19 protein-coding genes are annotated in these 25587 nt (G+C 62.5%); 3 read left to right on the plus strand and 16 right to left on the minus strand.

Annotation, left to right across the window (positions count from 1 at the left end; genetic code table 11):
- The 6 genes from frr to dnaE all read right to left on the minus strand — a co-directional run bounded on the left by frr (position 1) and on the right by dnaE (position 9802).
- Entirely contained in the window at positions 1 to 564 is a 564-nt protein-coding gene (gene frr / locus YH63_RS19480; protein WP_046829953.1) for a ribosome recycling factor, read from the minus strand.
- 108 nt (positions 565 to 672) lie between these two features.
- Positions 673 to 1389, minus strand: coding sequence for a UMP kinase (gene pyrH / locus YH63_RS19485; RefSeq protein WP_046829954.1), 717 nt, complete (start codon positions 1387 to 1389; stop codon positions 673 to 675).
- 98 nt (positions 1390 to 1487) lie between these two features.
- A complete protein-coding gene (tsf, locus tag YH63_RS19490) occupies positions 1488 to 2411 on the minus strand; it encodes a translation elongation factor Ts (RefSeq protein WP_046829955.1) in 924 nt (307 codons plus the stop codon).
- 171 nt (positions 2412 to 2582) lie between these two features.
- Positions 2583 to 3578, minus strand: coding sequence for a 30S ribosomal protein S2 (locus tag YH63_RS19495; protein WP_046829956.1), 996 nt, complete (start codon positions 3576 to 3578; stop codon positions 2583 to 2585).
- Positions 3579 to 3812: 234 nt separating this feature from the next.
- Complete coding sequence (locus tag YH63_RS19500) at positions 3813 to 6170, minus strand: caspase family protein (RefSeq protein WP_046829957.1); 2358 nt, start codon at positions 6168 to 6170, stop codon at positions 3813 to 3815.
- A 110-nt stretch (positions 6171 to 6280) separates the two neighbouring features.
- A complete protein-coding gene (dnaE, locus tag YH63_RS19505; protein WP_046829958.1) occupies positions 6281 to 9802 on the minus strand; it encodes a DNA polymerase III subunit alpha in 3522 nt (1173 codons plus the stop codon).
- Between the two features lie 541 nt (positions 9803 to 10343).
- On the opposite strand from dnaE, the gene YH63_RS19510 reads away from it, so the two are divergent.
- The gene (locus YH63_RS19510) at positions 10344 to 10619 is read left to right on the plus strand and encodes a DUF3551 domain-containing protein (RefSeq protein ID WP_046829959.1); all 276 of its coding nucleotides are present in this window, start codon (positions 10344 to 10346) and stop codon (positions 10617 to 10619) included.
- Positions 10620 to 10635: 16 nt separating this feature from the next.
- On the opposite strand, the gene YH63_RS19515 is transcribed toward YH63_RS19510, so the two are convergent.
- From YH63_RS19515 to proS, 3 genes are all read right to left on the minus strand, one after another.
- Positions 10636 to 11334, minus strand: coding sequence for an ABC transporter ATP-binding protein (locus YH63_RS19515; protein WP_046830312.1), 699 nt, complete (start codon positions 11332 to 11334; stop codon positions 10636 to 10638).
- A gap of 8 nt (positions 11335 to 11342) precedes the next feature.
- Positions 11343 to 12611 carry a lipoprotein-releasing ABC transporter permease subunit gene (locus YH63_RS19520; RefSeq protein ID WP_046829960.1) on the minus strand — a complete coding sequence of 423 codons (1269 nt, stop codon included), beginning with the start codon at positions 12609 to 12611 and terminating at the stop codon, positions 11343 to 11345.
- A gap of 96 nt (positions 12612 to 12707) precedes the next feature.
- Positions 12708 to 14027: a proline--tRNA ligase gene (proS, locus tag YH63_RS19525; protein ID WP_046829961.1), complete on the minus strand. Its 1320-nt coding sequence runs from the start codon at positions 14025 to 14027 to the stop codon at positions 12708 to 12710.
- A gap of 328 nt (positions 14028 to 14355) precedes the next feature.
- On the opposite strand from proS, the gene YH63_RS19530 reads away from it, so the two are divergent.
- Both YH63_RS19530 and YH63_RS19535 read left to right on the plus strand, forming a co-directional pair.
- Complete coding sequence (locus YH63_RS19530; protein ID WP_046829962.1) at positions 14356 to 14736, plus strand: hypothetical protein; 381 nt, start codon at positions 14356 to 14358, stop codon at positions 14734 to 14736.
- A 57-nt stretch (positions 14737 to 14793) separates the two neighbouring features.
- Positions 14794 to 16899 (plus strand): TonB-dependent receptor family protein, encoded by a 2106-nt coding sequence (locus YH63_RS19535; RefSeq protein WP_046829963.1) that lies wholly within the window; start codon positions 14794 to 14796, stop codon positions 16897 to 16899.
- 453 nt (positions 16900 to 17352) lie between these two features.
- Here the strand turns inward: YH63_RS19535 and YH63_RS19540 are convergent, their stop codons facing one another.
- The 7 genes from YH63_RS19540 to nuoL are packed head-to-tail and all read right to left on the minus strand — an operon-like array spanning position 17353 to position 25584.
- The gene (locus tag YH63_RS19540; RefSeq protein ID WP_046829964.1) at positions 17353 to 17628 is read right to left on the minus strand and encodes a DUF1467 family protein; all 276 of its coding nucleotides are present in this window, start codon (positions 17626 to 17628) and stop codon (positions 17353 to 17355) included.
- 14 nt (positions 17629 to 17642) lie between these two features.
- The gene (gene mce / locus YH63_RS19545; RefSeq protein ID WP_019196912.1) at positions 17643 to 18047 is read right to left on the minus strand and encodes a methylmalonyl-CoA epimerase; all 405 of its coding nucleotides are present in this window, start codon (positions 18045 to 18047) and stop codon (positions 17643 to 17645) included.
- Positions 18048 to 18076: 29 nt separating this feature from the next.
- Positions 18077 to 19747, minus strand: a complete 1671-nt coding sequence (locus YH63_RS19550; RefSeq protein ID WP_046829965.1) for a ribonuclease J — start codon at positions 19745 to 19747, stop codon at positions 18077 to 18079.
- Positions 19747 to 20556, minus strand: coding sequence for a biotin--[acetyl-CoA-carboxylase] ligase (locus YH63_RS19555; protein ID WP_046829966.1), 810 nt, complete (start codon positions 20554 to 20556; stop codon positions 19747 to 19749). The genes YH63_RS19550 and YH63_RS19555 overlap by 1 nt, the downstream gene beginning before the upstream one ends.
- A gap of 1 nt (position 20557) precedes the next feature.
- On the minus strand, positions 20558 to 21985 hold the full coding sequence (nuoN, locus tag YH63_RS19560) for an NADH-quinone oxidoreductase subunit NuoN (protein WP_046829967.1): 1428 nt from the start codon (positions 21983 to 21985) through the stop codon (positions 20558 to 20560).
- A 15-nt stretch (positions 21986 to 22000) separates the two neighbouring features.
- Positions 22001 to 23509 (minus strand): NADH-quinone oxidoreductase subunit M, encoded by a 1509-nt coding sequence (locus YH63_RS19565; RefSeq protein WP_046829968.1) that lies wholly within the window; start codon positions 23507 to 23509, stop codon positions 22001 to 22003.
- A complete protein-coding gene (nuoL, locus tag YH63_RS19570) occupies positions 23509 to 25584 on the minus strand; it encodes an NADH-quinone oxidoreductase subunit L (protein ID WP_046829969.1) in 2076 nt (691 codons plus the stop codon). The genes YH63_RS19565 and nuoL overlap by 1 nt, the downstream gene beginning before the upstream one ends.
- Between the last annotated feature and the right edge of the window lie 3 nt (positions 25585 to 25587).

Genomic DNA, 25587 nt, shown 5'->3' on the forward strand with positions numbered 1-25587 from the left:
TTAAACCGTGAGAATTTCTTTTTCCTTGGTCGCAAGCGCCTTGTCGACGTCGGCGATGGCAGCATCGGTCGCCTTCTGAACTTCGTTCGAAAGGCGCTTCTCGTCGTCCTCGGAGATCTGATGATCCTTCTCGAGCTTCTTGAGCACATCAAGGCCGTCGCGGCGCACGTGGCGCACGGCAACGCGCGCAGCCTCGGTGTACTTGTGCGCGACCTTCACGAGTTCCTTGCGGCGTTCTTCGTTGAGTTCGGGAATTCGCAGGCGAATGACCTGGCCTTCGGTCGCCGGGCTGAGGCCGAGGTTCGAGTTGACGATAGCGGTCTCCACCGCTTTCACCATCGACTTGTCCCAGACCTGAACCGAGATCAGACGTGGTTCCGGCACGCTGACCGTCGCCACCTGATTGAGCGGCATATGACTGCCGTAGGCTTCAACCTGCACGGGCTCGACCATCGATGCAGAAGCACGGCCGGTACGCAGTCCGCCGAGTTCGTGCTTGAGCGCGTTGATCGCGCCCTCCATCCGGCGCTTCAAATCGTTGATATCGAAATTCCCGGCGGCCATGCGATGCTACTCCTTCAAGTCTGATGCGGCTCAACGTCTTGGCCGCATCGCGTATCTTATTGTTCAGGCTCAAATTTTCCGCTTACGCGCTCCGGAAATCGCAGCGCGTCACCCGGCGACAATCGTGCTCTTGCCCTTGCCGGCCAGAACGGCGCCGATCGACCCCGGCTCCGCGATCGAGAACACGATGATAGGCAACGATGTCTCGCGGGCAAGCGCGAAGGCCGTCGCATCCATCACCTTATAGCCGCCTTCCACCGCCTGCGAATGGCTCAGCCGTTCGAATCGCTTGGCGGCTGGGTCCTTCTTCGGATCGGCGCTGTAGACCCCGTCCACGTTGGTGGCCTTGAGAACCGCCTGCGCGCCGATTTCGGCCGCGCGCAAGACCGCCGTGGTGTCGGTGGTGAAGTACGGATTGCCGGTGCCGCCGGCGAGCACGACGATACGGCCCTCGGCGAGATATCGGTGAGCAGCGCTGCGCGTGAACAGCTCGCAGACCTGCGGCATGACGAAAGCCGACAGCACTCGCGCTGACTGACCCTTGCGCTCGAGCGCCGATTCCAGCGCGAGACAGTTCATGATGGTGGCAAGCATGCCCATCGTGTCGCCGGTGGTGCGGGACACACCGCGGGACGAGACCTCAACGCCGCGGAAAATGTTACCGCCGCCGACGACGACGGCGATCTCAACTCCGAGCTCGCGGGCCTTGATGAGGTCGCCGGCGATCCGGTCGATGGTGGGCTGGTGAATACCGAAGGACTGGTCCCCGGCGAGATACTCGCCGGACACCTTGACCACGACACGTCGATAAGCCGGTTCACCCATACGATCGCTCACTCTTTCGAATTGAGTACATTCCGGAGCAAAACAGGGTGCCCCTTTGCTGAATGCGCTCAGAACTCCGATCGACGCGCGTCGTCTCGTTACCCCTGCCCGGCAGCGGCGGCGACTTCAGCGGCGAAATCGGATTCCTGCTTCTCGATTCCCTCGCCGAGAGCATAGCGCACAAAGCCGGTCACCTTGATAGGCGCGCCGACCTTACCCTCAGCATCCTTCACAGCCTGCGCCACCGTCTTGGCGTTGTCGTGAATGAACGCCTGCTCCAGCAGGGTCACTTCCTTGTAATAGGTCTTCAGACCCGATTCGACGATCTTCGCGATCATCGCGTCCGGCTTGCCCTGCTGACGATACTTGTCCGCCATGACGTCCTTCTCGCGGCGCACAACCTCAGGATCGAGGCTTGCGGCATCGAGCGCCTGCGGATTGGCGGCAGCGACGTGCATCGCGATCTGACGGCCGAGGGTCGCCAGTTCATCCTTCGCGCCGGTCGATTCGAGCGCGACGAGCACGCCCATCTTGCCGAGGCCGTCGAACACGGCGTTATGAATGTAGCTCGCAATCACGCCATCGCTGACCGAGAGTTCGGCCGCGCGGCGCAGCGTCATGTTTTCGCCGATGGTGGCGATTGCGTCGGCGATCGCGCGCTCCACGGTGATGTCGCCAACCTTGGCGGCCTTGATCTTCTCGACGTCGGTGCCGGTCTTGAGCGCGACCTGACCGACCATCTTCACGAGGCCCTGAAACTGTTCGTTGCGCGCAACGAAGTCGGTCTCGGAGTTGACCTCAACGACGACGCCCTTGGTGCCCGCGGTGATGGCCGCGATCAGGCCTTCCGCAGCAACGCGGCCGGCCTTCTTGGCGGCCTTCGAAAGGCCCTTCTTGCGCAGCCAGTCGATGGCGGCTTCCATGTCGCCGCTGGTTTCGTTCAGCGCCTGCTTGCAGTCCATCATGCCTACGCCGGTCTTCTCGCGCAGATCCTTGACCATCGCTGCAGTGATCGTTGCCATCGTGGGATGTCCTTTGCCTGTGCGGGCCGCGCGGCGCAGCGTGTGCTGGCAAGCCGGATTCGACGCGCAGGATTTACATATAAGCTTGCGCGTAATCTGGTCGCAGAACCAATACGCGCCGTCGGGGGAAGTCGCGGCCGGAATGAACCGGCCGCGCGATACGTATGAGGCTTATTCCGCTTCCGCGGTCAGTGCCTTCGACTGGGCGACCCAGCCGTCGGCACGCGCCGGAAGGCCGACTTCTTCGCCGATCTTGTGGGCGGTATCGTGATCGAGTTCGGCAAGCTGCCAGTAGTGGAAGATGCCGAGGTCGTTGAACTTCTTCTCGATCGCGCCGGACACGCCGGTGAGCTTCTTGAGGTCGTCGGCAACGCCGCGCGGACCGGCAAGACCCTGGAAGCCTTCCGACTTCGCAGGCGCGACAGCTTCCGGAACAGGATTGGCCATTGCGCCGATGTCGATGCCAGCACCGCCCTGGGCGCGCGAAATGCCGTCGATCACCGCGCGCGCGATGAGGTCGCAATACAGCGAGATCGCGCGGCCGGCGTCGTCGTTGCCGGGAACCACGTAGGTGATGCCCTTCGGATCGCAATTGGTATCGACGATCGCGGCCACCGGGATATTAAGGCGCTGGGCCTCCTGGATCGCGATGTCTTCCTTGTTGGTGTCGATCACGAAGATCAGGTCGGGCAAGCCGCCCATGTCCTTGATGCCGCCAAGCGAGCGGTCAAGCTTGTCGCGCTCACGCGTCAGCGTAAGGCGCTCCTTCTTGGTGTACTGATGGCCTTCGCCCGAACCCAGCATCTCGTCGAGCTGGCGCAGACGCTTGATCGAACCGGAAACGGTCTTCCAGTTGGTCAGCGTGCCGCCGAGCCAGCGCGAGTTGACGAAGTACTGCGCGGAGCGCTTCGCGGCTTCTGCCACGCCGTCCTGTGCCTGACGCTTGGTGCCGACGAACAGCACGCGGCCGCCCTTGGCGACGGTGTCGCTGACAGCCTGCAGCGCGCGGTGAAGCAGCGGCACGGTCTGCGCGAGATCGATGATGTGAATGTTGTTGCGGGCACCGAAGATGTAATCCGCCATCTTCGGATTCCATCGGTGGGACTGGTGACCAAAGTGCACGCCAGCTTCAAGGAGCTGACGCATAGAAAATTCAGGAAGCGCCATAGTTCAATTCTCCGGTTGGTTCCTCCGGAAGCGTGTGAGCAAGACAAGCCAACGACAAAAGTCACGAATGACAAAAGTACTTGGCCCGGTTGCCACCGGACGGCTTTTTAGAGCCATGCTTCCGTGTGAGATGCGCGGCTTATACCCACGCCACTGTGGTTAAGCAAGCAAATCCGGCCGATTTTGCGGCCGGAAGCTGCCGATTTCAGCGAGGCACTCGCCGACGCGCGCCTCTCAACCTGGAGGCCTGACAGGCCTTGCGGCCGGTGCGGGCCTTGGCGGAGGAGGAGCCGCCCGTGGCGGCGGCGCAGCCGGAGCCGGACGCGGGGCCATCTGGGGCCGTGGCGCCATTTGCGGTCGCGGAGCCATTTGCGGCGCCGGCCGCTGAAACTGAGGCTGCGGTCGCGGTGCCATCTGGGGTCGCGGTGGCGCGGCAGGTCGCTGGAACTGCGGTTGCGGCCTTGGTGCCATCTGCGGACGCTGAGGCGGTGCAGCCGGCCGCTGGAACTGGGGCCGCTGGACTTGTGGCCGTGGCGCGACTTCAGGCCGAGGCGCAGCCGTCGGCCTCTGAATTTGCGGCCGCGGCTGTACGGCAGGAGGCCGCTCGGGGCGGCCCGGCCTTGCCACCGGCCCGGACGGGGCGACAGTCCCCGGCTGCACGGATGGCGACGCGACTCCCGGCTTGCCGTCGGAACCCCGGTCGGGTCGCCCCGGCCGGTCGGGTCGGCCCGGGCGTGCATCCTGACCCGGTTGCGGTCCGGTCACGCCGGGAGCCGGCAAGGTGCTCGGCAACGGGCGTGCTCCCGGTCGGGGCCGTCCATCCGGTCCGGCGCCTGGAGTTTGACCCGGCAGCACATTACCCGGCCGAAGATTGCCCGGTTGAACGCCGCCGGGCTTCTGATCCTGCCCAGGTCGTGCCAGTCCCGGGGCTCCCGGACGGCCGGCACCGGCTGCAACCGGCAGAACGCCCGGAGGCGGAGCCACCTTGCCCTGACGAATCAGGTTCGCTTTTCGCGTGGCCGCCGGCGGCAAACCCGGCGCAAACGCGGGTCGGGTAACTGCCGCATCGCGCGGTCCACCCGGCCGGCCCGGCCGACCTCCCGGCCCAACCTGACCGTCGGGTCGTCCCGGTCTGATGCCTGCGTCCGGCGGACGCCGGTTGATGACGGTGTTGATGACATTCCTGTTGTGAATGTTGGCGAACAGGAACCGGTTCACCGGCGGCCGCACATAGATCGGCGGACGGATGAAGATCGGGATCGGAATGAAGATCGGCTGCGGCAGATAGTAGACATCCGCGTAATAAATCGGCGGATCGAGCACGATGAAATCGTCCGGCGGCGGCGGCAGGAAGAACACCGGCACCGGTGGCGGCAAGGCGAATCCAAATACAGGATCGTCGAACATCAGATACGGCCGGTAGACGTACTCGTACTCATAGTCGAGCGGTGGCGGCACGTCGTATGCGTACTCGTCGAATACCGGCGGCGGCTCCAGCGCCGCAGCAATGTTGGCGAGCCGACGGCGCGCATCCGCAGCATGCGGCCCCTTCGGATAGCGCTTCAGATACGACCAGTAAGCCTGCTGGGTGTTGGCGCGGTAGGTTTGCCGCCATGTGACCGCCTCGCGACGCGCGGCGATGATCGCCCTCACCCGCTTCGCCATCGGATCGTCCGGATAGGCGGCGAGGAACGCCTCGTAGTCGGCAATCGTGTCACGTTCGAGCGCTGCGATATAGGCGTCCTTCGCATCGAGATCACGGATCGGCTTGGATCGCGCTGACTGATCGGCCTGAAGCGGCGGTGCATCCGGCGCGCGCTCGAAGAACAGGAAGTCGCCCTCAAGCTTCTGCGCATCCCATGGCACTTGTGCGCCCTTGGTCACGTCGTTGACCCGCAGCCGGGTGCGGTTGAAAATCTCGGGAAGCGGAATGCCGCCGGTGCGGATCATTTCCGCCAGCGCCTGCGCGTAAGGCCCGTAGTTGCCGGTCGGATTCGGCGCCACCGTTCCGGGGGCCGCGTTGAATGCGATCAGACCTTTCGGCTCCGGCTCGATCAACGCAAGACCGCCCGCGAGCGGCTGGCCTTCCTTCGCGAACGGATGATTGTAGGCCGCATCAACCACGACGATGTTGGCCTTTAGCGGCAGCGCCGACAACTGGCGGATGTAATCCCCGATACGCAGGCCTTCGACCGGAACGTCGGTGTCGCGCGCCATGGCCGCATCGACGGGTACGAAGTAGTTCTCGCCAGCGAGCTGCAGGCCGTAACCCGCGAGATAAACCATCGCGACGGTGTTCGGCCCCGCTTTCTGCGCCTTCTGGATGAAGTCGCGGAACGTCTGCCGCAGCGTCTCGCCGTCGAGATCGCGCGCGCCGACCACATCGAAGCCCGCCGCCTGCAATGTCTGGGCGATCAGGCCCGCATCGTTGGCGGCTGTCGCCAGCGGCGATCCCTGATAGTTACCGTTGCCGATGACCAGCGCGATGCGGCTTTGCTGGCCTTGCGCAGGCGGTGGAGTTTGTGCGTGAAGCGCCGACGCCATGGCAGCGAAAGCCAGTGCTGCCGCAAAAAGCCTGATCATCCCGCGCATGAGACGTGTCCCTCGTTCAGCCCAACGGCACAGTCAAACCCGCGCCGCCTGAACAGAGTTTGAACAAAAGGTAGTCGGAATAAGGCAGCCGGATGGCCTGCGCGAAACGGTCACACCGTCTGAACGTCCACCACCCCGGAGACCGCCTTGATCGCACCGGCGATCTGGGGCGACACCTTGAACCGGCCCGGCAACTTCAGCTCCACCTCTGTCTCAAGGTCGAGCATCATCACCAGCGTGACTTCGCCTTCGCCAGCCGCCGGCCCCGCAGATTTGACCGGCTGGATTTTGTTGCCAACAGACGTAGCCTGATGGCCTTCCAGCCGCTTGGCGATTGACTCCAGCGGCTTGTCGTCCCGCACGAAGATGCGCAAGCCCTTCTGGGTCTTGGCGGCGGCATCGTCGAGCGGTTCCGCATGGAGGATCCGGGCGCGCACATCCTCGCCCTGCAACTCCGCGCCGATCTGCATAAGCACGGCCGTTCCGGGCTCCAGCACGTCGCGGTACTGCGCCAGCCCTTCCGAAAACAGCACGGCCTCGAAATGTCCGGTCGGATCGGACAACCCGATGATGCCCATCTTGTTGCCGGTCTTGGTGCGGCGCTCCATCCGCGACACCACCGTCGCAGCGACACGTCCCGCAGTCGCACCGGTCTTCACCGCACGGGAAAACTCGCTCCACGACTGCACGCGCAGGCGTTTCAGCGCCGTCGCATAGTCGTCCAGCGGATGTCCCGACAGGAAGAAGCCGATGGCGTCGTATTCGCGGCGCAGACGGTCCGCCGGCAGCCACGGCTCGACATTGGGAAGCACGATGCTCGGCGCATCCGCCATGCCGCCGAACATGTCGTCCTGACCCGACGTCGTGGCTTGATGCCCGCGCTGGCAGGCCGCGACGATGACGTCGGCTCCCGCAAACACCCGCGCACGATTTGAATCGATGGTATCGAAAGCGCCTGCGGCAGCCAGACTTTCGACCACGCGCTTGTTGATGGCGCGCGGATTCACCCGCGACGCGAAATCGGCCAGTGACGTGAAGGCGCTGTCGCCGCGCGCTTCGACCAGAAGTTCGACCGCCTGTCCGCCGACGCCCTTCAGCGCAGCGAGTGCGTAATAGATCGTCTGGTCCTTGACCTCGAACGTCGCGCCCGAACGATTGACCGACGGCGCCTCGACCTTGAAGCCGAGCCGCTGCGCCTCGGCGCGGAATTCCGACAGTTTGTCGGTGTTGTTCATGTCGAGCGTCATCGACGCCGCGATGAACTCCACCGGGTAATGCGACTTCATGTAGGCGGTCTGGTAGGAGACCAGCGCATAGGCCGCCGCGTGGCTCTTGTTGAAGCCGTAGTCGGCGAATTTCGCGAGCAGTTCGAAGATCGTCTCCGCCTGCCCCTTGGTCACGTTGTTTTTCACAGCGCCCGCAACAAAGATCGCGCGCTGCTTTTCCATTTCCGCGCGGATCTTCTTGCCCATCGCGCGGCGCAACAGGTCGGCGTCGCCGAGCGAGTAGCCCGCCATGACCTGCGCGATCTGCATCACCTGTTCCTGATAGATGATGACACCGAAGGTTTCCTTGAGGATCGGCTCCAGCATCGGATGCAGGTATTCCGGCTCCTCATCACCGTGTTTGCGCGCACAGTAGGTCGGAATGTTCGCCATCGGACCCGGACGATACAACGCCACCAGCGCGATGATGTCCTCGAAACGATCGGGGCGCATGTCGACCAGCGCGCGCCGCATGCCCTGACTTTCAACCTGGAACACGCCGACCACTTCGCCGCGCGCCAGCATCTCGTAACTCTGCTTGTCGTCGAGCGGCAGCGTCGCGAGGTCGACCTCGACGCCGCGCTTCTTGAGCAGTTTCACCGCGACATCGAGCACCGTCAGCGTCTTCAGGCCGAGGAAGTCGAACTTCACCAGTCCCGCGGGCTCGACCCACTTCATGTTGAACTGGGTAACCGGCATGTCCGATTTCGGATCGCGGTACATCGGCACCAGCTCGCTGAGCGGCCGGTCGCCGATCACGATGCCCGCCGCGTGGGTCGAGGCGTGGCGCGTCAGACCCTCGAGGCGCTGCGCGATGTCGAAGGCGCGTGCGACCACCGGGTCCTCGTCGCGGAAGGCCTGCAGCTTCGGCTCGCTCTCGATGGCCTTCGCCAGCGTAACCGGCGCCGCCGGATTCTGCGGCACCAGTTTGGTGAGCCGATCCACCTGCCCATAGGGCATCTGCAGCACGCGGCCGACGTCGCGCAGCACACCGCGCGCCTGCAAAGTTCCAAAGGTAATGATCTGCCCGACCTGCTCGCGGCCGTAGCGGTCCTGCACGTAACGGATGACCTCGCCGCGGCGGTCCTGACAGAAGTCGATGTCGAAGTCCGGCATCGACACGCGTTCCGGATTGAGAAAGCGTTCGAACAGCAGGCCGAACCGGATCGGGTCGAGGTCGGTAATGGTCAGCGCGTAGGCCACCAGCGAACCTGCGCCCGAACCGCGGCCCGGTCCGACCGGAATACCCTGAGCTTTCGCCCACTTGATGAAGTCCGACACGATCAGGAAGTAGCCCGAATAATTCATGCGGGTGATGACATCGAGCTCGAAGGACAGACGCTTGCTGTAGTCCTCCTCGGTGATGCCCGGTGCCAGACCATGCAGCGCCAGACGGCCAGCCAAGCCTTCGGCCGCCTGACGGCGCAACTCGGTGCCCTCCTCGGCTTCCGCGTCGCCGGAGTTGTCACTTCCCACCGTGAAGCGCGGCAGGATCGGCTTGCGCGTCCGCGGCCGGTAGGCGCAGCGCTTCGCGATCTCGACGGTCGACGCCAGCGCTTCCGGCTGATCGGCGAACAGCACAGCCATTTCGGCGCGCGTCTTGAAGCGATGGTCCGGCGTCAATTGATTGCGATCGGTTTCCGACACCAGCCGCCCGCCCGCGATGCAGAGCAGCGCATCGTGCGCCTCGTAATCGTCGGCGCTGGCAAAGTACGGCTGGTTGGTCGCGACCAACGGCAGGCCCATGGCATACGCCATGTCGATCAAGGCGGGCTCAACGCGGCGTTCGTTCTCAAGCCCGTGGCGCTGCAATTCGATGTAGAGCCGATCCCCGAACAGTTTCGCCAGGGTGTCGCAGCGCGCCTGAGCCAAAGCCGGCTGCTCGGCGGTGATGGCCTGCGCGATCACGCCTTCCGGTCCGCCGGTCAGCGCGATCAACCCGGCGGTCTCGCCCTCCAGCCACTCGATCTTGATGTGGGGCGACTGATTGACCGGCGTGTCTTGAAACGCACGGGAGTTCAGTTTCATCAGGCTGCGATAGCCGTCCTCGTTGGTCGCCAGCAGCACGAGCCGCGCGGGCGCAAGCGCGTTGCGGGCCGCGGGGTCCTGATCGCCGAAATCGACCGACATCGCGCAGCCGGTGATGGGCTGGATGCCGTAACCAGCGATCTTGTCGGAAAACTCCAGCGCGCCGAACATGTTGTCGTTGTCGGTCAGCGCCAGTGCGGGCTGATGGTCGGCCTTGGCAAGTTCAGCCAGCTTGCCGATCGTCATCGATCCCTGCAGCAGCGAATACGCCGAATGCACGTGCAGATGGACGAACCCGGGGTCCGACGCGGACGACTTCGGTGTAATGGCTTTGGACATGCGGACCTTGGCAACCTTCGCGGAGTTTCATCGGCGCGATGAACCGCCTGCGACGACAGGACGACTCATGAGGGTCGATGGTGGTGCCTTGTACAACAGGTGTCCACGCGGATGACGCGGACCCGTCTGTCTATGCCGGGTCCATCATCGTTTTCCCCAGCCTCGGAGCGTTCCCGAGGCCGGTTACCGACTACATCTGCGGAATGACTTGCGCCCAGATCGCGATCATTCCGACGAACAGCACAAGCGAGGTCAGCGCAGCAGCTTCTTCAACGAATGTCTTCAACATGACCGAACTCCCTAATCGACGCTCTACCGACTCTATGAGAACGTAATAGGAACATTGTTCCTTTTTTGTTCTTCAAGTCAAGCGTCGGAAATTCCGGCCCAGCCGATGTTCTGGCCAATGCTAACAAAACGTAAACGGCCCGTGACTTTCGCAAATCCATCAACAGCTACGCAGGAACGTGAGTTGACGGAGCATGTTAAAAACGGTCTGGGTTCAACAGGAATCCCGGGCACCGCCCGGCAGGAGATCACAATGCGCAATCTACTTTTGGCCCTCGCGGTGCTCGGCACCGGTTTCGCCGTCCAGTCCGCCCCTGCGGAAGCCCGGGGAAACTATCCGTTCTGTCTGCAGGGCCGGGACATCGCCACCGGTCAGGGCGACTGCAGCTACGCGACCTATCAGCAGTGCCAGGCGACCGCAGCAGGAACCTATGCAGGTTGCTACGCCAATCCCTATTATGCCTACAGCGACGACGAGCCGGTCTATCAGCAGCCGCGCCGCCGCTCGCAGCAGCGCTCGGCCTACTGAGCCGACCTGATCGAGTTCAGTCGAGCTCGATGACGTGACCGTCCTGCAGCGAGACGCGACGGTCCATCCGGGCAGCCAGGTCCATGTTATGCGTCGCGATCAGCATCGCGACGCGTGTTGCCCTCACCAACTGGGTCAGGGCCTTGAACACATGATCCGCAGTATGCGGATCGAGATTTCCGGTCGGTTCATCCGCCAGCAGAACACGCGGCGCATTGGCCACCGCGCGCGCGATCGCCACGCGCTGCTGCTCGCCGCCCGACAATTCAGCCGGCCGGTGCGTCACGCGCTCCGCGAGGCCAAGATAGGCCAGGATTTCCTGTGACCGCTTGACGGTTTCCTTCTTCGGCAGGCCGCGGATCATCTGCGGCATCATCACGTTCTCGAGCGCCGAGAACTCCGGCAGCAGCCGATGTGACTGGTAGACGAAGCCGATATCGGTGCGCCTGATCTGGGTGCGTTCGATATCGGACAGTCCCGATGTCGCGGTGCCCCCGACATAGACCTCGCCCTCGTCCGCCTGCTCCAGCAGACCCGCGATATGAAGCAGCGTCGATTTGCCGGTGCCCGAGGGCGCGACCAGCGCCACGGACTGCCCTTCCCACAGCGCCAGACTGGCGCCGTCGAGAATGGTCAGCGTAGCTTCGCCCTGTTTGTAACGCCTGCGGACGTCGTGCAGATAGACGACCGGAACGCCATTTTCCCCCTGCTCCATCGGTGCGCTCATTCGTACCTGAGCGCTTCGATCGGATCGAGGCGCGCGGCGCGCCAGGACGGGTACAGCGTCGCCAGAAACGATAACGTCAGCGCCATGATTACGACCGCCGTGGTTTCTCCGACATCGACTTCAGCCGGAAGCTTGGACAGGAAATAGAGTTCGGGCGAAAACAATTCGGTGTTGGTCATCCATGAGATGAACTGACGGATCGTTTCGATGTTGAGGCAGACAAGCAGGCCGAGCAGGAAGCCCACCAGCGTACCGACCACGCCGATGGCTGCGCCAGTGATCAAGAACACCCGCATCACCGAGCCCTGAGATGCCCCCATGGTGCGCAGGATCGCAATGTCGCTGCCCTTGTCCTTCACCAGCATGATGAGGCCAGAGACGATGTTCAGCGCCGCCACCAGCACGATCAGCGTCAGGATCAGGAACATCACGTTGCGCTCGACCTGCAGCGCATTGAAGAACGTGGAATTGCGTTGCCGCCAGTCCACCAGGAAGATCGGCCGCTGCGCGGCTTCGGTCACCGACTTGCGGTAGACATCGATCTTGTCGGGATTGACCGTATAGACCTCGATGGCGGTGACATCGTTGGCGCGGTTGAAATAGGCCTGTGCTTCGGGCAGCGGCATGAATACGAACGATGCATCGTATTCGGACATCCCGATCTCGAACACCGCCGCGACCTTGTAAGGCTTGATGCGCGGCGTCGTGCCCATCGGGGTTACCGCGCCGCGCGGCGCAACCAGCGTGATGCTGTCCCCGGCGCGCAGCGACAGTTGATCCGCGAGCCGGCGGCCGATCGCGACGCCCTGCCCCTCATCGAATCCTTCCAGCGTGCCCTGCTTGATGTTCTTGGCAATCGACGTGACGCTGTTCAGATCCTGCGCACGGATACCGCGCACGAAAACGCCCGAGGCATTGAACGGCGACGACGCCAATGCCTGCCCATCGACCACGGGTGCCGCGAGGCGGATACCCTGAACCTTGCTAATCCGCTCGGCCACTTCCTTCCAATCGGTCAGCGGCGATTCCAGCGGCTGAACAACGACATGGCCGTTGAGGCCGAGAATCTTGTCGAGCAGTTCCTTGCGGAAGCCGTTCATCACCGCCATCACGATGATGAGCGTCGCCACGCCGAGCATGATGCCGAGAAACGAAAAGCCGGCGATGACCGAAATGAAGCCCTCTTTGCGCCGCGCCCGCAGATAGCGGGACGACAGCATCCATTCGAATGGCGCAAAAGGTGGTGTCCGAACTGGCTCGCTCATGTCTGTTCCATAGTCCGGATTTTCACACGAATCGGGCTAATTCTAGTCGCGAGCTACCACGACCGCGACCGCCCTCAAGATAAATCCGTGTATGACTCAGGCGGTGAAGCGGTTGATCGCCTCATCCAGGCTCATGAACTCGCGCGATCCGTCACTGCGGCGCTTGATTTCAACCTTGCCCTCGGCAAGTCCCTTCGGGCCGATCAGGATCTGCCACGGAATGCCGATCAGGTCGGCGGTGGCGAATTTGCCGCCCGGCCGCTGGTCGGTATCGTCGTAGAGAACATCGACGCCCTTGGCGTTCAATGCGGCATAGAGCTTTTCGCAGGCGGCTCCGGTCTCGGCGCTGTCCTGCTTCAGGTTGAGAATCGCGATGCGGAACGGCGCGACTTCTTCAGGCCACTTGATGCCGTTTTCGTCGTGGCAGGCCTCGATGATCGCGCCCACGAGGCGCGACACGCCGACGCCGTAAGAGCCGCCGTGAACCGGCTTCTCCGCGCCGTCGGGGCCGGACACCATGGCTTTCATGGTGTCCGAGTACTTGGTGCCGAAGTAGAAGATCTGCCCGACCTCGATGCCGCGGGTCTGCACCCGCTTGTCGGCGGGCACTTCGCTCTCGTAGCGCGCGTTATCGTGAACATCCTCAGTGGCGGCATAGAGATCCGTCCACTGCTTGATGATCGGCGTGAGGTCGCCGTTGTAATCCACGTCCGAACCCGGCACCGGCAGGTCGAGCACATCCCGGTTGCAGAACACGCCGGATTCACCCGTCTCCGCCAGCACGATGAACTCGTGGGAGAGATCGCCGCCGATCGGGCCGGTCTCGGCGCGCATCGGAATCGCCTTCAGGCCCATGCGGGCGAAGGTGCGCAGATACGCCACAAACATGCGGTTGTAGGACAGCCGCGCCGCCGCCTCGTCGACGTCGAACGAGTAAGCGTCCTTCATCAGGAATTCGCGGCCGCGCATCACGCCGAAACGCGGACGCTGCTCGTCGCGGAATTTCCATTGGATATGATAGAGATTGAGCGGAAGGCTCCGGTAGGACTTCACATAAGCCCGGAAGATTTCCGTGATCATCTCCTCGTTGGTCGGACCGTAAAGCAGTTCGCGCTTGTGGCGATCCTGGATCCGCAGCATCTCCGGCCCGTAGGCGTCATAGCGCCCGCTCTCGCGCCACAGATCCGCAAGCTGCAACGTCGGCATCAACAGTTCGATGGCACCCGCACGATTCTGCTCCTCGCGAACGATCTGCTCGATCTTTTTCAGCACCCGGAAGCCGAGCGGAAGCCACGCATAGATGCCCGCCGCCTCCTGCCGCATCATGCCGGCGCGCAGCATCAGGCGATGCGACACGATCTCCGCTTCCTTGGGCGTCTCTTTGAGAATTGGCAGAAAAAAACGCGACAATCGCATGGGAACACTCAGGGTTTCGATTTGATCCGGGAATCGGCGGGGGAAGTCTGGGAACCTTTTCAGTGAAAGCGGATCAAATGGCAAAACACAAGAGGAAGCATGGGTGTGGCATCCTAGTGGAGCGGATTTGACATTCGCTAGCCCCGAGGCGGCGAGTACGCAAAGCGAATGTCAAATCCAAAACTCCACTAGAAACCTATACTTGCTAGTGGTCCGTCGATTCTAACATTCGCAGGAGGCCTGCTGAAATGGGATGCGAATGTTAGAATCGGACCACTAGGAGATTTGCGGTTCCCGCAACCCATGGTAACAGCCTGATGGGGTCAAGATGACGGCAACACGGATCAGATCGATAGGACGATGGGCGGCGTTTGTCGCGGCCTATGCGCTTGTCTTCAACGTGATGCTGACCAGCGCCCTGCTGGCCACGATTTCTCCGTCCAAGCTGAACGCCTTCCACGAACTCTGCCTCAACGGCAGTTCGGCGGTTCCTGACGCTGACGGCAACACCGATTCCGGCAAGCCGGTTGTCCGTTGCCCGATGTGCCTGTCCAGCGCCGTGGCAATGGCCGACCAGCCGCCGCAGACCCCCGCGCTCGCCATCCGTATCGCGCTGCGCATTCTGTTCGAACCCACGTCGCACGATCACGTCGTTGTCCGCTTCGCGGAGAGCGATCACCAGCCCCGCGGCCCTCCCCACCTGAGCTGACGACCCGCGCTTCGGCGCATCCGTTCAATCGTCAATCTCACTGGTGGGACTCAACCCATGTTTTCCGTTTCCATACGGGCGCGCAGCATTCTGCTGGCGTCCGCCGCGGCCGTCGCGACGATCCCGTTCGCACGCGCGCAAACTGCACCTCAAACGCTGCCGCCCGTCGTCGTCGAAGCCGAACGACAGGATCAGCCTGCAAACACGCGTCCGGTCGCCACTTCTCCCGCACCACTCGGCGCGAAAACCGCGCAGCAAGCCCGTCAGGAGATTCAGCAGACGCCCGGCGGCGTCGCCATCGTCTCGGCGGAGGATTACAAGAACAACTCCGTCGCGAGCACGATCAAGGACGTTCTCGGCTACGTGCCGGGCGTCTTTGTGCAGCCGAAATGGGGCGACGACAGCCGCCTCTCGATTCGCGGCTCCAGCCTGTCGCGCAATTTCCATCTGCGCGGCATCCAGCTCTACATGGACGGCATTCCGATCAACACGTCCGACGGCTACGGCGACTTCCAGGAAATCGACCCAACCGCCTACAAATATGTCGAGGTCTATAAGGGCGCGAACGCGCTGCAGTTCGGCGCGAACTCGCTCGGCGGCGCGATCAACTTCGTGACCCCGACTGGACGCGACATAGGCGTCAACAGCGCCGGCGTCGACATGGGGTCTTTCGGCTATCGCCGCTTTCAGGGCAGCGTCGGCGGCGCGAACGGTCCATGGGATGCGTTCTTCACGGCGTCGAACCAGAGCGACCAAGGCTTCCGCGATCACAGCTACGGTCACAGCACCCGCGCAAGCGGCAATATCGGCTATCAGTTCTCGCCGGATTTCGAGACACGCTTCTACATCAACGCCAACGACATAAGGCAGCGCATCCCGGGCACCGTCACCAGAGCGTCCGCGCTGACGTCACCTCAGACAGCAGCGGCCGGTAACGTCATCAACGATCAGCAGCGAAATATCGACAGCGGGCGGATCGCCAACAAAACAACGATCCGGTTCGACGCAACCACGGTCGAATTCGGTGCATTCGCGGTGGATCGCCACCTGATGCATCCGATCTTCCAGTGGCTGGATTATCAATACAAGGACTACGGCGGCTTCGGGAAAGTCACCGACGATCGTATCATCGGCGGCTTCCGCAACCGGCTGGTCGCCGGCGTCAACGTCGTCAACGGCGAGATCGACAACAAGCAGTATCAGAATATCGGCGGCTACAAGGGCGCGCTGCTGTCGTCGTCGCTCGACAAGTCGAAGAACACCTCCGCCTACGTGGAGAATTCCTTCTACTTCCTGCCGAACGTTGCCGCGATCGGCGGCACGCAGTTCCTGTATGCGACGCGGGACCGCACGACCCGGTTCGGAACCGCGCCGAGCGGCTCGACCGAGTTCAATTTGTGGAGCCCCAAGGGTGGGTTGTTGTGGGACATCGATCCGACCTGGCAGGCCTTCGCCAACATCTCGCGCAGTGCCGAGGTGCCGAGTTTCGGCGAGGGCTCGGCAATGGCCGGGATTCCCTTTTATCTGATCCAGCCGCAGACTGCGACGACCTACGAGATCGGCACCCGCGGCCGGCGGCCCGACCTGACCTGGGAACTCACCAGCTACCGCGCCAACATCAAGAACGAACTTCAATGTCTGACGACCATACAAACCGCAGGCTCATGCAACGTGGTCAACGCTGACCGCACTGTCCATCAGGGCATCGAGGCCGGCCTCGGCGCTGCGGTGTTCAAAAACATCTTCACGCCCGACGCGGACAAGGTGTGGATCAACCTCGCCTACACCTACAACGACTTCCGTTTCGATAACGACATCAACTTCGGCAATAACCAGCTTCCCGGCGCGCCGCGTCACTTCCTGCGCGCCGAGGCGCTCTACAAGCACGCGAACGGATTCTACATCGGGCCGAATGTCGAATGGGTGCCGCAGGCTTACTACGTGGATAACGTCAACACGTTTACCACGCAGGCCTACGCGATCTGGGGACTGAAGGCCGGCATCGATGACGGCAAGTATTCGATGTATCTCGAAGCCCGCAACATCGCGAACACGGCCTACATCGCCAGCACGAGCATCGCGCGAAACGCCAACGCTACATCCGCGCTGTTCGAGCCCGGGACAGGGCGCGCGATTTACGCGGGAATGAAAGTCCGATGGTAGTTGCCCACCATTTTCCGAGCGATCAACTTGGACCAAGTCAAAACGCCATCAAAAGCCTTGTTTTCAGGCTGAATCAGGGAATTGTGCACTGCCGCAAAAATGGACATTTAATGCTGAATAACGTGACAAAGAAGAAACGTTCGGCTACAAAAACGCGTCAGCGCGATACGGCTAATCGCCGCATCGTCTGGTGGTCCAAGTCTCGGGAGGAGCCCCTGACGCGCACAAGCAGCGTCGCCCCGTCTAATCAAGGATAAATCCAACCTTTTCGGGGAAAATAGGGTCGACACAATTTTTAGAGCAGGGCCTTGGCCCTGCTCTTTTTTCTTCCGCAATGTTCGAAGGCGCGCGCGATCACATATCGGTGCAAGCGCCGCGCAATGCAGATGAAATATATCGCAGGTGCAATCGGTGTTTCGAATCCGGAGTTCGCTTCGCGGACTTCCGAACCAGCTAAAGCGGAATGCCCATCAGTTGGGTCAGGCGTTCGATATTGAGATAGCCTGCTCTGAAGGCCCACATTCCCGCAGCGAAGATCACCGCCGAGATCACCGTGGTCCACAGCAGCTTGCGCGCCATGCGCGGCACGCTCGGCGCGCCCGGATCGGTGCCGGCAATCTCCTCGCCGTTTTCCATCTGGCTGCGCACACCGAACGGCAGCACGGCAAACAGCACGACCCACCACAACACAAAGTAGATCGCGAACGCGGTTGAGATCGAATAGACCATCTATCTAACGCCCTTCAGGACTGTTCGATTTCGACGAGCGCGCCGGAGAAATCCTTGGGGTGCAGGAACAGCACCGGCTTGCCGTGTGCGCCGATCTTCGGATTGCCGTCGCCCAGCACACGAGCGCCCTCCGCAATCAGCGTATCGCGCGCCGCGATGATCTCCGGCACCTCATAACAAATGTGATGAATGCCGCCGTCAGGATTGCGCTCGACAAATTTCGCGATCGGCGAGTCGTCGCCGAGCGGCTGGATAAATTCGATCTTGGTGTTGGGCAGCGTCGCGAACACCGTGATGACACCATGCTCGGGCAGCGGCACCGCGCCGGAAATTTCCGCACCGAACGCCTTGCCATAGATCTCCGCGGCTTTTTCGGCATCCTTCACCGCAATCGCCACATGATTGAGCCGGCCCAGCATATTTCACTCCTCAAGATATCGAACGGGAATCAAACCATCAGCACGTGAACGACGCAAAGCGTCTTCTTGCCCCACTGCTCGTTGATTTCGGAGCGCACCGCGCGCCGCACGGATTCAGCGATCGCATCGGGATCGCGGCGGCGCGCGCGCGGCAGGTTTTCGACCGTCGAGACGACAATATCGAAAACATCGTCCGCGATCACCTCGCCTTCCTTATTCTTTTCCGGAATACCGACCAGATCAACCTCGGGATCGTCCGCAAGATCGCCTTTGTCGGTCACAGCGATGGCGACGAAGGCACAGCCTGCAAACGCCAGCCGCCGCCGCTCGACGACGGCACGGGCCTTTTCGGTTTCGAGGATGTTGCCGTCCTTGAAGATACGCCCGTTCGGCAGTTCCTCGATGATCGCCGGATCGCCCGGCCCTAGCCGAACCAGATCGCCGTTCTTGCAGATCAGCACCTTGGGCACGCCGCAGGCGCGTGCGAGCTTGGCATGCTCCGACAGATGCAGCGCCTCGCCGTGCGCAGGAATCAGCAATTGCGGGCGAACCCACGAAATCATGTCGCGCAGTTCATCGCGGCGCGGATGGCCCGAGACATGGACCATGTGGGTCCGGTCCGTAATGACCTCGATGCCCTGGGTCACGAGCCCGTTGATGATCGCGCCAACCGCCTTCTCGTTGCCGGGAATGGTGCGCGACGAGAAGATCACGGTGTCGCCCTGGTTCAGCGTCACCTGCGGATGATCATCATTGGCAATACGAGCCAATGCCGCGCGCGGCTCGCCCTGGCTGCCGGTGCACAGCGCCAGCACCTTGTCCGGCGGAAAATGTCCATACATGTCTGCGCCGCGAAACGCCTGCACGCCATCGAGATAGCCGGTCTCGCGCGCGACCTGCACCACGCGCTCCATCGCGCGTCCGACCACAACGACCTCGCGGTCTGCGGCTTTCGCAGCATCGGCCACCGCGCGCAGCCGCGCCACGTTGGACGCGAATGTCGTGACCGCGACGCGCCCGCGCGCGGCTTTCACGAGTTCGGTAATGTTCTTGGCGACTTCCTGCTCGGATGGCGAGCGGCCTTCGCGCACCGCGTTGGTCGAATCGCCGACCAGCGCCATCACGCCTGCATCGCCGATTTCGCGCAGCCGCTTCTCGTCGGTCGGCTTGCCGATGATCGGCGTCGGATCGATTTTCCAGTCGCCGGTATGCAGTACCGTGCCGGCGGTGGTGCGAATTGCGAGCGCATGGGATTCGGGAATCGAGTGCGCGACGGGCACGAATTCCACGCTGAACGGACCGACGTCGATAGTACCGCCCGACGGCACCACGGTGACCGGGATCTTGGGCGGGTTGCGTTCGCTGGCGCATTTGGCTTCGAACAACGCAGCGCTGAACTGCGTCGCGTAGATCGGGCACTTCAACTGCGGCCACAGATCGATGATCGCACCGAAATGATCTTCATGGGCGTGGGTGAGAACCAGCCCGACCAGATTCTTCCGTTCCTTCACCAGAAAGCGGATGTCCGGCATGATGACATCGATGCCCGGCAGATGCTCCTCATTGCCGAACGACACACCGAGATCGATGGCGAGCCAACTTCGCTGGTGCCGGTTGCCGAGGCCGTAGATCGACAGGTTCATGCCGATCTCGCCGACACCTCCCAGCGGTGCAAACGTCAGTTCGTCAGGTCGCGACATCAGGTAGCTCCAGACGATTTGGCCGATCCAAAATGAACATCGCCGGCGGCGATGGCCGTGCGCTTGCCGTCGCGGCCCGCGACGATCAAGCAACCGGTGTCGTCGATGGTCTCGAAGATACCCTCGACAGGCGCTCCGTTCGACTGGATCGAGACGGCTTCACCCAAACCGGCCGCGCGCTCCAGCCACAGGCGGCGAATCTCGGAAAAGCCTTTGCCGTTGTCCCAGATCCCGCGGAACTCGGCCCATGAATCCGACAAAGCCATGAACAGGTCACCTGCGCTGGCCGTGATCCCGAGCGCGGCAAGCGATGTCGCAGGATAGGGTGTCCCTTCCGGCGCGGAGACCACGTTGGTTCCCATCCCGACGGCGACGCTCAGACCGCCGCCGATGGTTTCCGCTTCAAGCAGAATACCGGACAGCTTTTCGCCATCCGCCAGAACGTCGTTCGGCCATTTCAGAAGAAACTCGCCCTTGCCTGCCCCGCCCGATCGCATGCGATATTCCACGCTGACTGCCTGCAACGCCGCTTCAAGCGCGAGACCCGCGGCAAATCCCAGCGTCGCCGCGACGGGAGGCTGAACGTCGACCGTCTCAAGAATGGTGGCCGCAAGATTGCCGCGCGGAGATACCCATGCGCGCTGCCGGCGTCCGCGTCCAGCGGTTTGCTGGTCCGTCACCAGCCAGAGCGGGCCGCGCTCGCCTGCCCGCGCCAGCGCCAGCGCCTCGGCATTGGTCGAACCGATACTGTCGAACGCCGCGAGACGATAGTTCTGGGCTCTGGCCCGTGGACCGAGCGCGAATGTCATCTCAGAACAATGACTTTGCGGCAATCGTGGCCGCGTTCACCAGCGGTGCGGGATAGACGAAGAACAGCAGGTTGAAGATGCCGGCGAACGCGAGCACCACCCGAAGCTCGACGTGCATCGGCTCCATCGCTTCCTTCGGCTCATCGAAGTACATCACCTTGATGATGGTGAGATAGTAGAACGCGCCGACCACGCTGGTCACCACGCCGATCACCGCGAGCGTAAACAGCCCGGCCTTGATCGCGGCAAGGAAGACATAGAACTTCGCGAAGAACCCGGCGAGCGGCGGAATGCCCGCCAGCGAGAACAGGAACATCGCGAAGAAGAACGCCAGCATCGGATTGGTGCGGGACAGGCCCGAGAAATCGCTGATCGTCTCGACGGCCTGACCGTTGCGCTTCATGGCGAGGATAATGGCAAAGGTGCCGAGCGTCATGGCGACGTAGATCGCGATATAGACCAGCACGCCCTGCGCGCCCTGCTCCGTACCGGCTGCAAGACCGACCAGCGCAAAGCCCATGTGACCGATGGACGAATACGCCATCAGGCGCTTGATGTTCTTCTGGCCGATGGCCGCGAACGATCCCAGCGCCATCGAGGCGATGGAGACGAACACGATGATCTGCTGCCACTGCGGCACGATGCCGGGGAACGCGGTGAGCGCCACGCGGGTGAACACGGCGAGCGCGGCGACCTTGGGGGCCGACGCAAAGAACGCGGTCACCGGCGTCGGCGCGCCTTCGTAAACGTCGGGCGTCCACATGTGGAACGGAACGGCGGACACCTTGAAGCAAAGACCCACAAGCAGGAACACCAGCCCGAACAGCAGGCCGATGTTGCCGCCCTTCGCCTCGGCTGCAATGCCGGCGAAGCTGATCGTTCCGGTGAAGCCGTAAATCAGCGACGCGCCGTAAAGCAGCATGCCCGACGACAGCGCGCCGAGAACGAAATACTTCAGGCCGGCCTCGGTGGACTTGGTGTCGTCGCGATGGCTGGCGGCGACGACGTAGAGCGCAAGGCTCATCAGCTCGAGGCCGAGATAGAGCATGATCAGATCGGCGGCGGAGATCAGCACCATCATGCCGACGGTGGAGAGCATCACCAGGATCGCGTACTCGAAAATCTTCGCCTGCTCGGCGAGATAGGCGCGCGACAGGATCAGCGTCACGCCGGAACCGAGCAGCGCCAGGATCTTCAGGAACCGCGCGTAGTCATCGACGATGAAGCTGCCGCCGAAGGTCGTGAGCTTGCCGCCGGGCAGCCACAGCACCAGGGCGCCCGTGATAACGAGAAGTACAACCGCAAGTCCGGTCACCAGCGACGTCGTCTGCCCGCTGCGAAACGCGCCCAGCATCAGCAGCGCCATGGCACCGGCCGCAAGCACCAGCTCCGGCAGCACGGGGAGCAGCGAATATCCTGCGAAAGTCATAAGCCGATCCCGTTGTTATTGAACCAGCGCCGCCGCTTTCACGGCGGTGATGGCAGTGTTGTAATTATTGACAAGCTGCTGCACCGACGCCGCCGACATATTGAGCACCGGCTGCGGATACACGCCAAAAAGAATGGTGAGGAACACCAGCGGAGCGAGAATGATCCCTTCCCGCAGCGTCAGATCCTTGATGCCTGCAAGAGCCGGCTTGTCCATCACGCCGAACACCACCTTGCGATACAACCAAAGCGCATAGGCCGCCGACAGAATGACGCCCAGCGTCGCGACCGTCGCGGTCGGGATGCTGACCTTGAAGGTGCCGATCAGCGTGAGGAATTCGCCGACGAAGCCCGAAGTGCCCGGCAAGCCGACATTGGCCATGGTGAACACCATGAAGACAAGCGCGTAAAGCGGCATCCGGTTCACGAGGCCGCCATAGGCGGCGATCTCGCGGGTATGCAGCCGGTCGTAGACAACGCCGACGCAGAGAAACAGCGCGCCCGACACGATGCCGTGCGAGATCATCTGGAACACGCCTCCGGCGATGCCCTGTGTGGTGCCGGCGAAGATGCCCATGGTGACGAAGCCCATGTGAGCCACCGACGAGTAAGCGATCAGCTTTTTGATGTCCTCCTGCATCAGCGCGACCAGCGACGTGTAGACGATCGCGATCACGGACAAGGAGAAGACCAGCGGCGCGAAGTCATACGACGCCAGCGGGAACATGGGCAGCGAGAAACGGAGGAAGCCGTAGCCGCCCATCTTCAGCAGGATCGCGGCCAGCACAACGGAGCCCGCGGTCGGCGCTTCGACGTGCGCGTCCGGCAGCCAGGTGTGAACCGGCCACATCGGCATCTTCACCGCGAACGAGGCGAAGAACGCCAGCCACGCCCATGTCTGCAGGCTGCGCGGCACCGCAGTGTTCATCAGCGTCGGAATGTCCGTGGTCCCGGCGTTGAGATACAGCGCCATGATGGCAAGCAGCATCAGCACCGAGCCGAGCAGCGTGTAGAGGAAGAACTTGAAGCTGGCATAGACCCGGCGCGGGCCGCCCCACACGCCGATGATCAGGAACATCGGAATGAGGCCGCCTTCGAAGAACAGGTAGAACAGCACCAGATCGAGCGCGGAGAACGTGCCGACCATCAGCGTTTCGAGAAACAGAAACGCCATCATGTATTCGCGAACGCGCACCGTCACCGACTTCCAGCTTGCGAGAATGCAGAACGGCATCAGCGCGGTGGTCAGGATCACGAACGGCAGCGAAATGCCGTCGACGCCCATGTGATAAGTGATGGTGTTGGCGAGCCACGGCGCCTTCTCGACGAACTGGAAGCCGGGATTCGACGCATCGAACCGCATCACCAGAATAAGCGACACCGCGAAGGTGATGATCGTGGTCCAGAGTGCGATCCAGCGTGCATTGCCGCGCGCCGCCTCGTCATCGCCGCGGCTGAGATAAATCAGGATCGCGCCGACGACCGGCAGGAACGTAACAACGGAAAGGATGGGCCAGGTTGTCATTATTGGCCCCCGAGACCGAATATGAACCACGTGATGAGACCGGCTGCACCGATCAGCATCGCGAAGGCGTAGTGATAGAGATAACCGGTTTGCAGGCGGACCACATTGCGCGTCACGTCAAGCACGCGCGCCGACACGCCGTCAGGCCCGAAGCCGTCGATAACGAAACCGTCGCCCTTCTTCCAGAGGAACCGGCCGAGCCACTTTGTCGGACGCACGAAGATGAAATCGTACAACTCGTCGAAGTACCACTTGTTGAGCAGGAAGCGGTACATGCCCGGATGCTGGGTCGCGAGTTCGACCGGCAGATAGGGCTTGCGGATGTAGAACAGCCACGAGACGACGAACCCGACCACCATCATCACCGTCGGCAGGAAGGCAATCATCGCCGGGATGTGATGCATCTCATCGATGATCTTCGGGTGGTTCTTCAGCGACTCGCGGAAGAACTCTCCGATCCCGTGTCCGGCGAACAGCTCCTTGAACGGGAAGCCCGCGAGGATAGAGCCCGCGGCCAACACGCCGAGGGGGATCAGCATCGTATAGGGACTCTCGTGTGCGGCCTCATAATGCTTCTTGTCGTGCGGCTCGCCATGGAACGTCTTGAAGATCAGGCGCCATGAATAGAACGACGTCAGGCCCGCGGCGATCACGGTGCAAAGGAAGCCATAAAGCGCAAACGGATTCTGCGCGACGAAGGCGGACTCGATGATCGCGTCCTTGGAGAAATAACCCGCCGTCAGCGGAAAACCCGTCAGCGCCAGCGTGCCGACCACCATCGTGATGTAGGTGAACGGGATCTTGTCCTTCAGGCCACCCATGGCGCGGATGTCCTGCTCGTGATGCATCGCGACGATCACCGAGCCAGAGCCCAAGAATAAAAGCGCCTTGAAGAACGCGTGCGTGAACAGATGGAACATCCCGACCGAGTAAGCGCCCGCGCCCATCGCCACGAACATGTAGCCAAGCTGCGAACAGGTCGAATACGCAACGATGCGCTTGATGTCGTTCTGCACGAGGCCGACGGTGGCCGCGAACAGCGCGGTGGTCGCGCCGATCAGCATCACGGCGGCCTGCGCATTCGGCGCAAGTTCGAACAGCGGCGACAGACGAGCCACCATGAACACGCCGGCGGTGACCATCGTCGCGGCGTGGATCAGCGCGGACACCGGCGTCGGGCCTTCCATGGCGTCCGGCAACCAGGTGTGCAGTAGGAACTGCGCGGACTTGCCCATCGCGCCCATGAACAGCAGCAGGCAGGTCAGCGTCAGCGCGTCGACATCCCAGCCGAAGAAGTGAATGGTCTTGCCGGTCAGGCCGGGGGCAGCGGCGAAGATCGTGTCGAAGTCGGTCGATCCCACCAGCATGAAGACCGCGAAGATGCCGAGCGCGAAGCCGAAGTCGCCGACGCGGTTGACGACGAAAGCCTTGATCGCGGCGGCGTTCGCCGACGGCTTCTGGTACCAGAAGCCGATCAGCAGGTAGCTCGCGAGGCCCACGCCTTCCCAGCCGAAGAACAGTTGCACAAGGTTGTCCGCCGTCACCAGCATCAGCATCGCGAAGGTGAACAGCGACAGATAAGCCATGAACCGGGGACGGTTCGGATCTTCGTGCATGTAGCCGATTGAATACAGATGCACGAGCGACGACACGGAGGTGACGACGACCAGCATCACCGCGGTCAGCGTATCGACACGCAGCGCCCAGTTGACGACGAGGTCGCCGGAGCCGATCCAGGTGAACAGCTGAACGCGGGCGTCATGATGCAGGAAACCGACATCGACCAGCGCCATCCATGACAGCGCGGCGGAAATCAGCAGCAGCGCCGTCGTGATGACTTCCGCTGCGCGCGAGCCCGCCGCCGGCGGCTCGACCGGGCCATGATCGTCATGTCCGTGGGCGTCGTGGTCATCATGGGCTGCGTGCGCGTGAGCCGCGCCGTGACCGTCATGCCCATGACCATGGGCATGATCCATCTCGTCGCCGCTCGGATTGCGCGCATGTGCGCCATAGATCGCAACAGCGCCCGCAATGAGCGCGCCGATGAGCGGCAGGAAAACAATAGCTTGAATCATTGT

The organism is Afipia massiliensis, from assembly GCF_001006325.2.
GTDB classification, from domain to species: Bacteria; Pseudomonadota; Alphaproteobacteria; order Rhizobiales; family Xanthobacteraceae; genus Afipia; species Afipia massiliensis_A.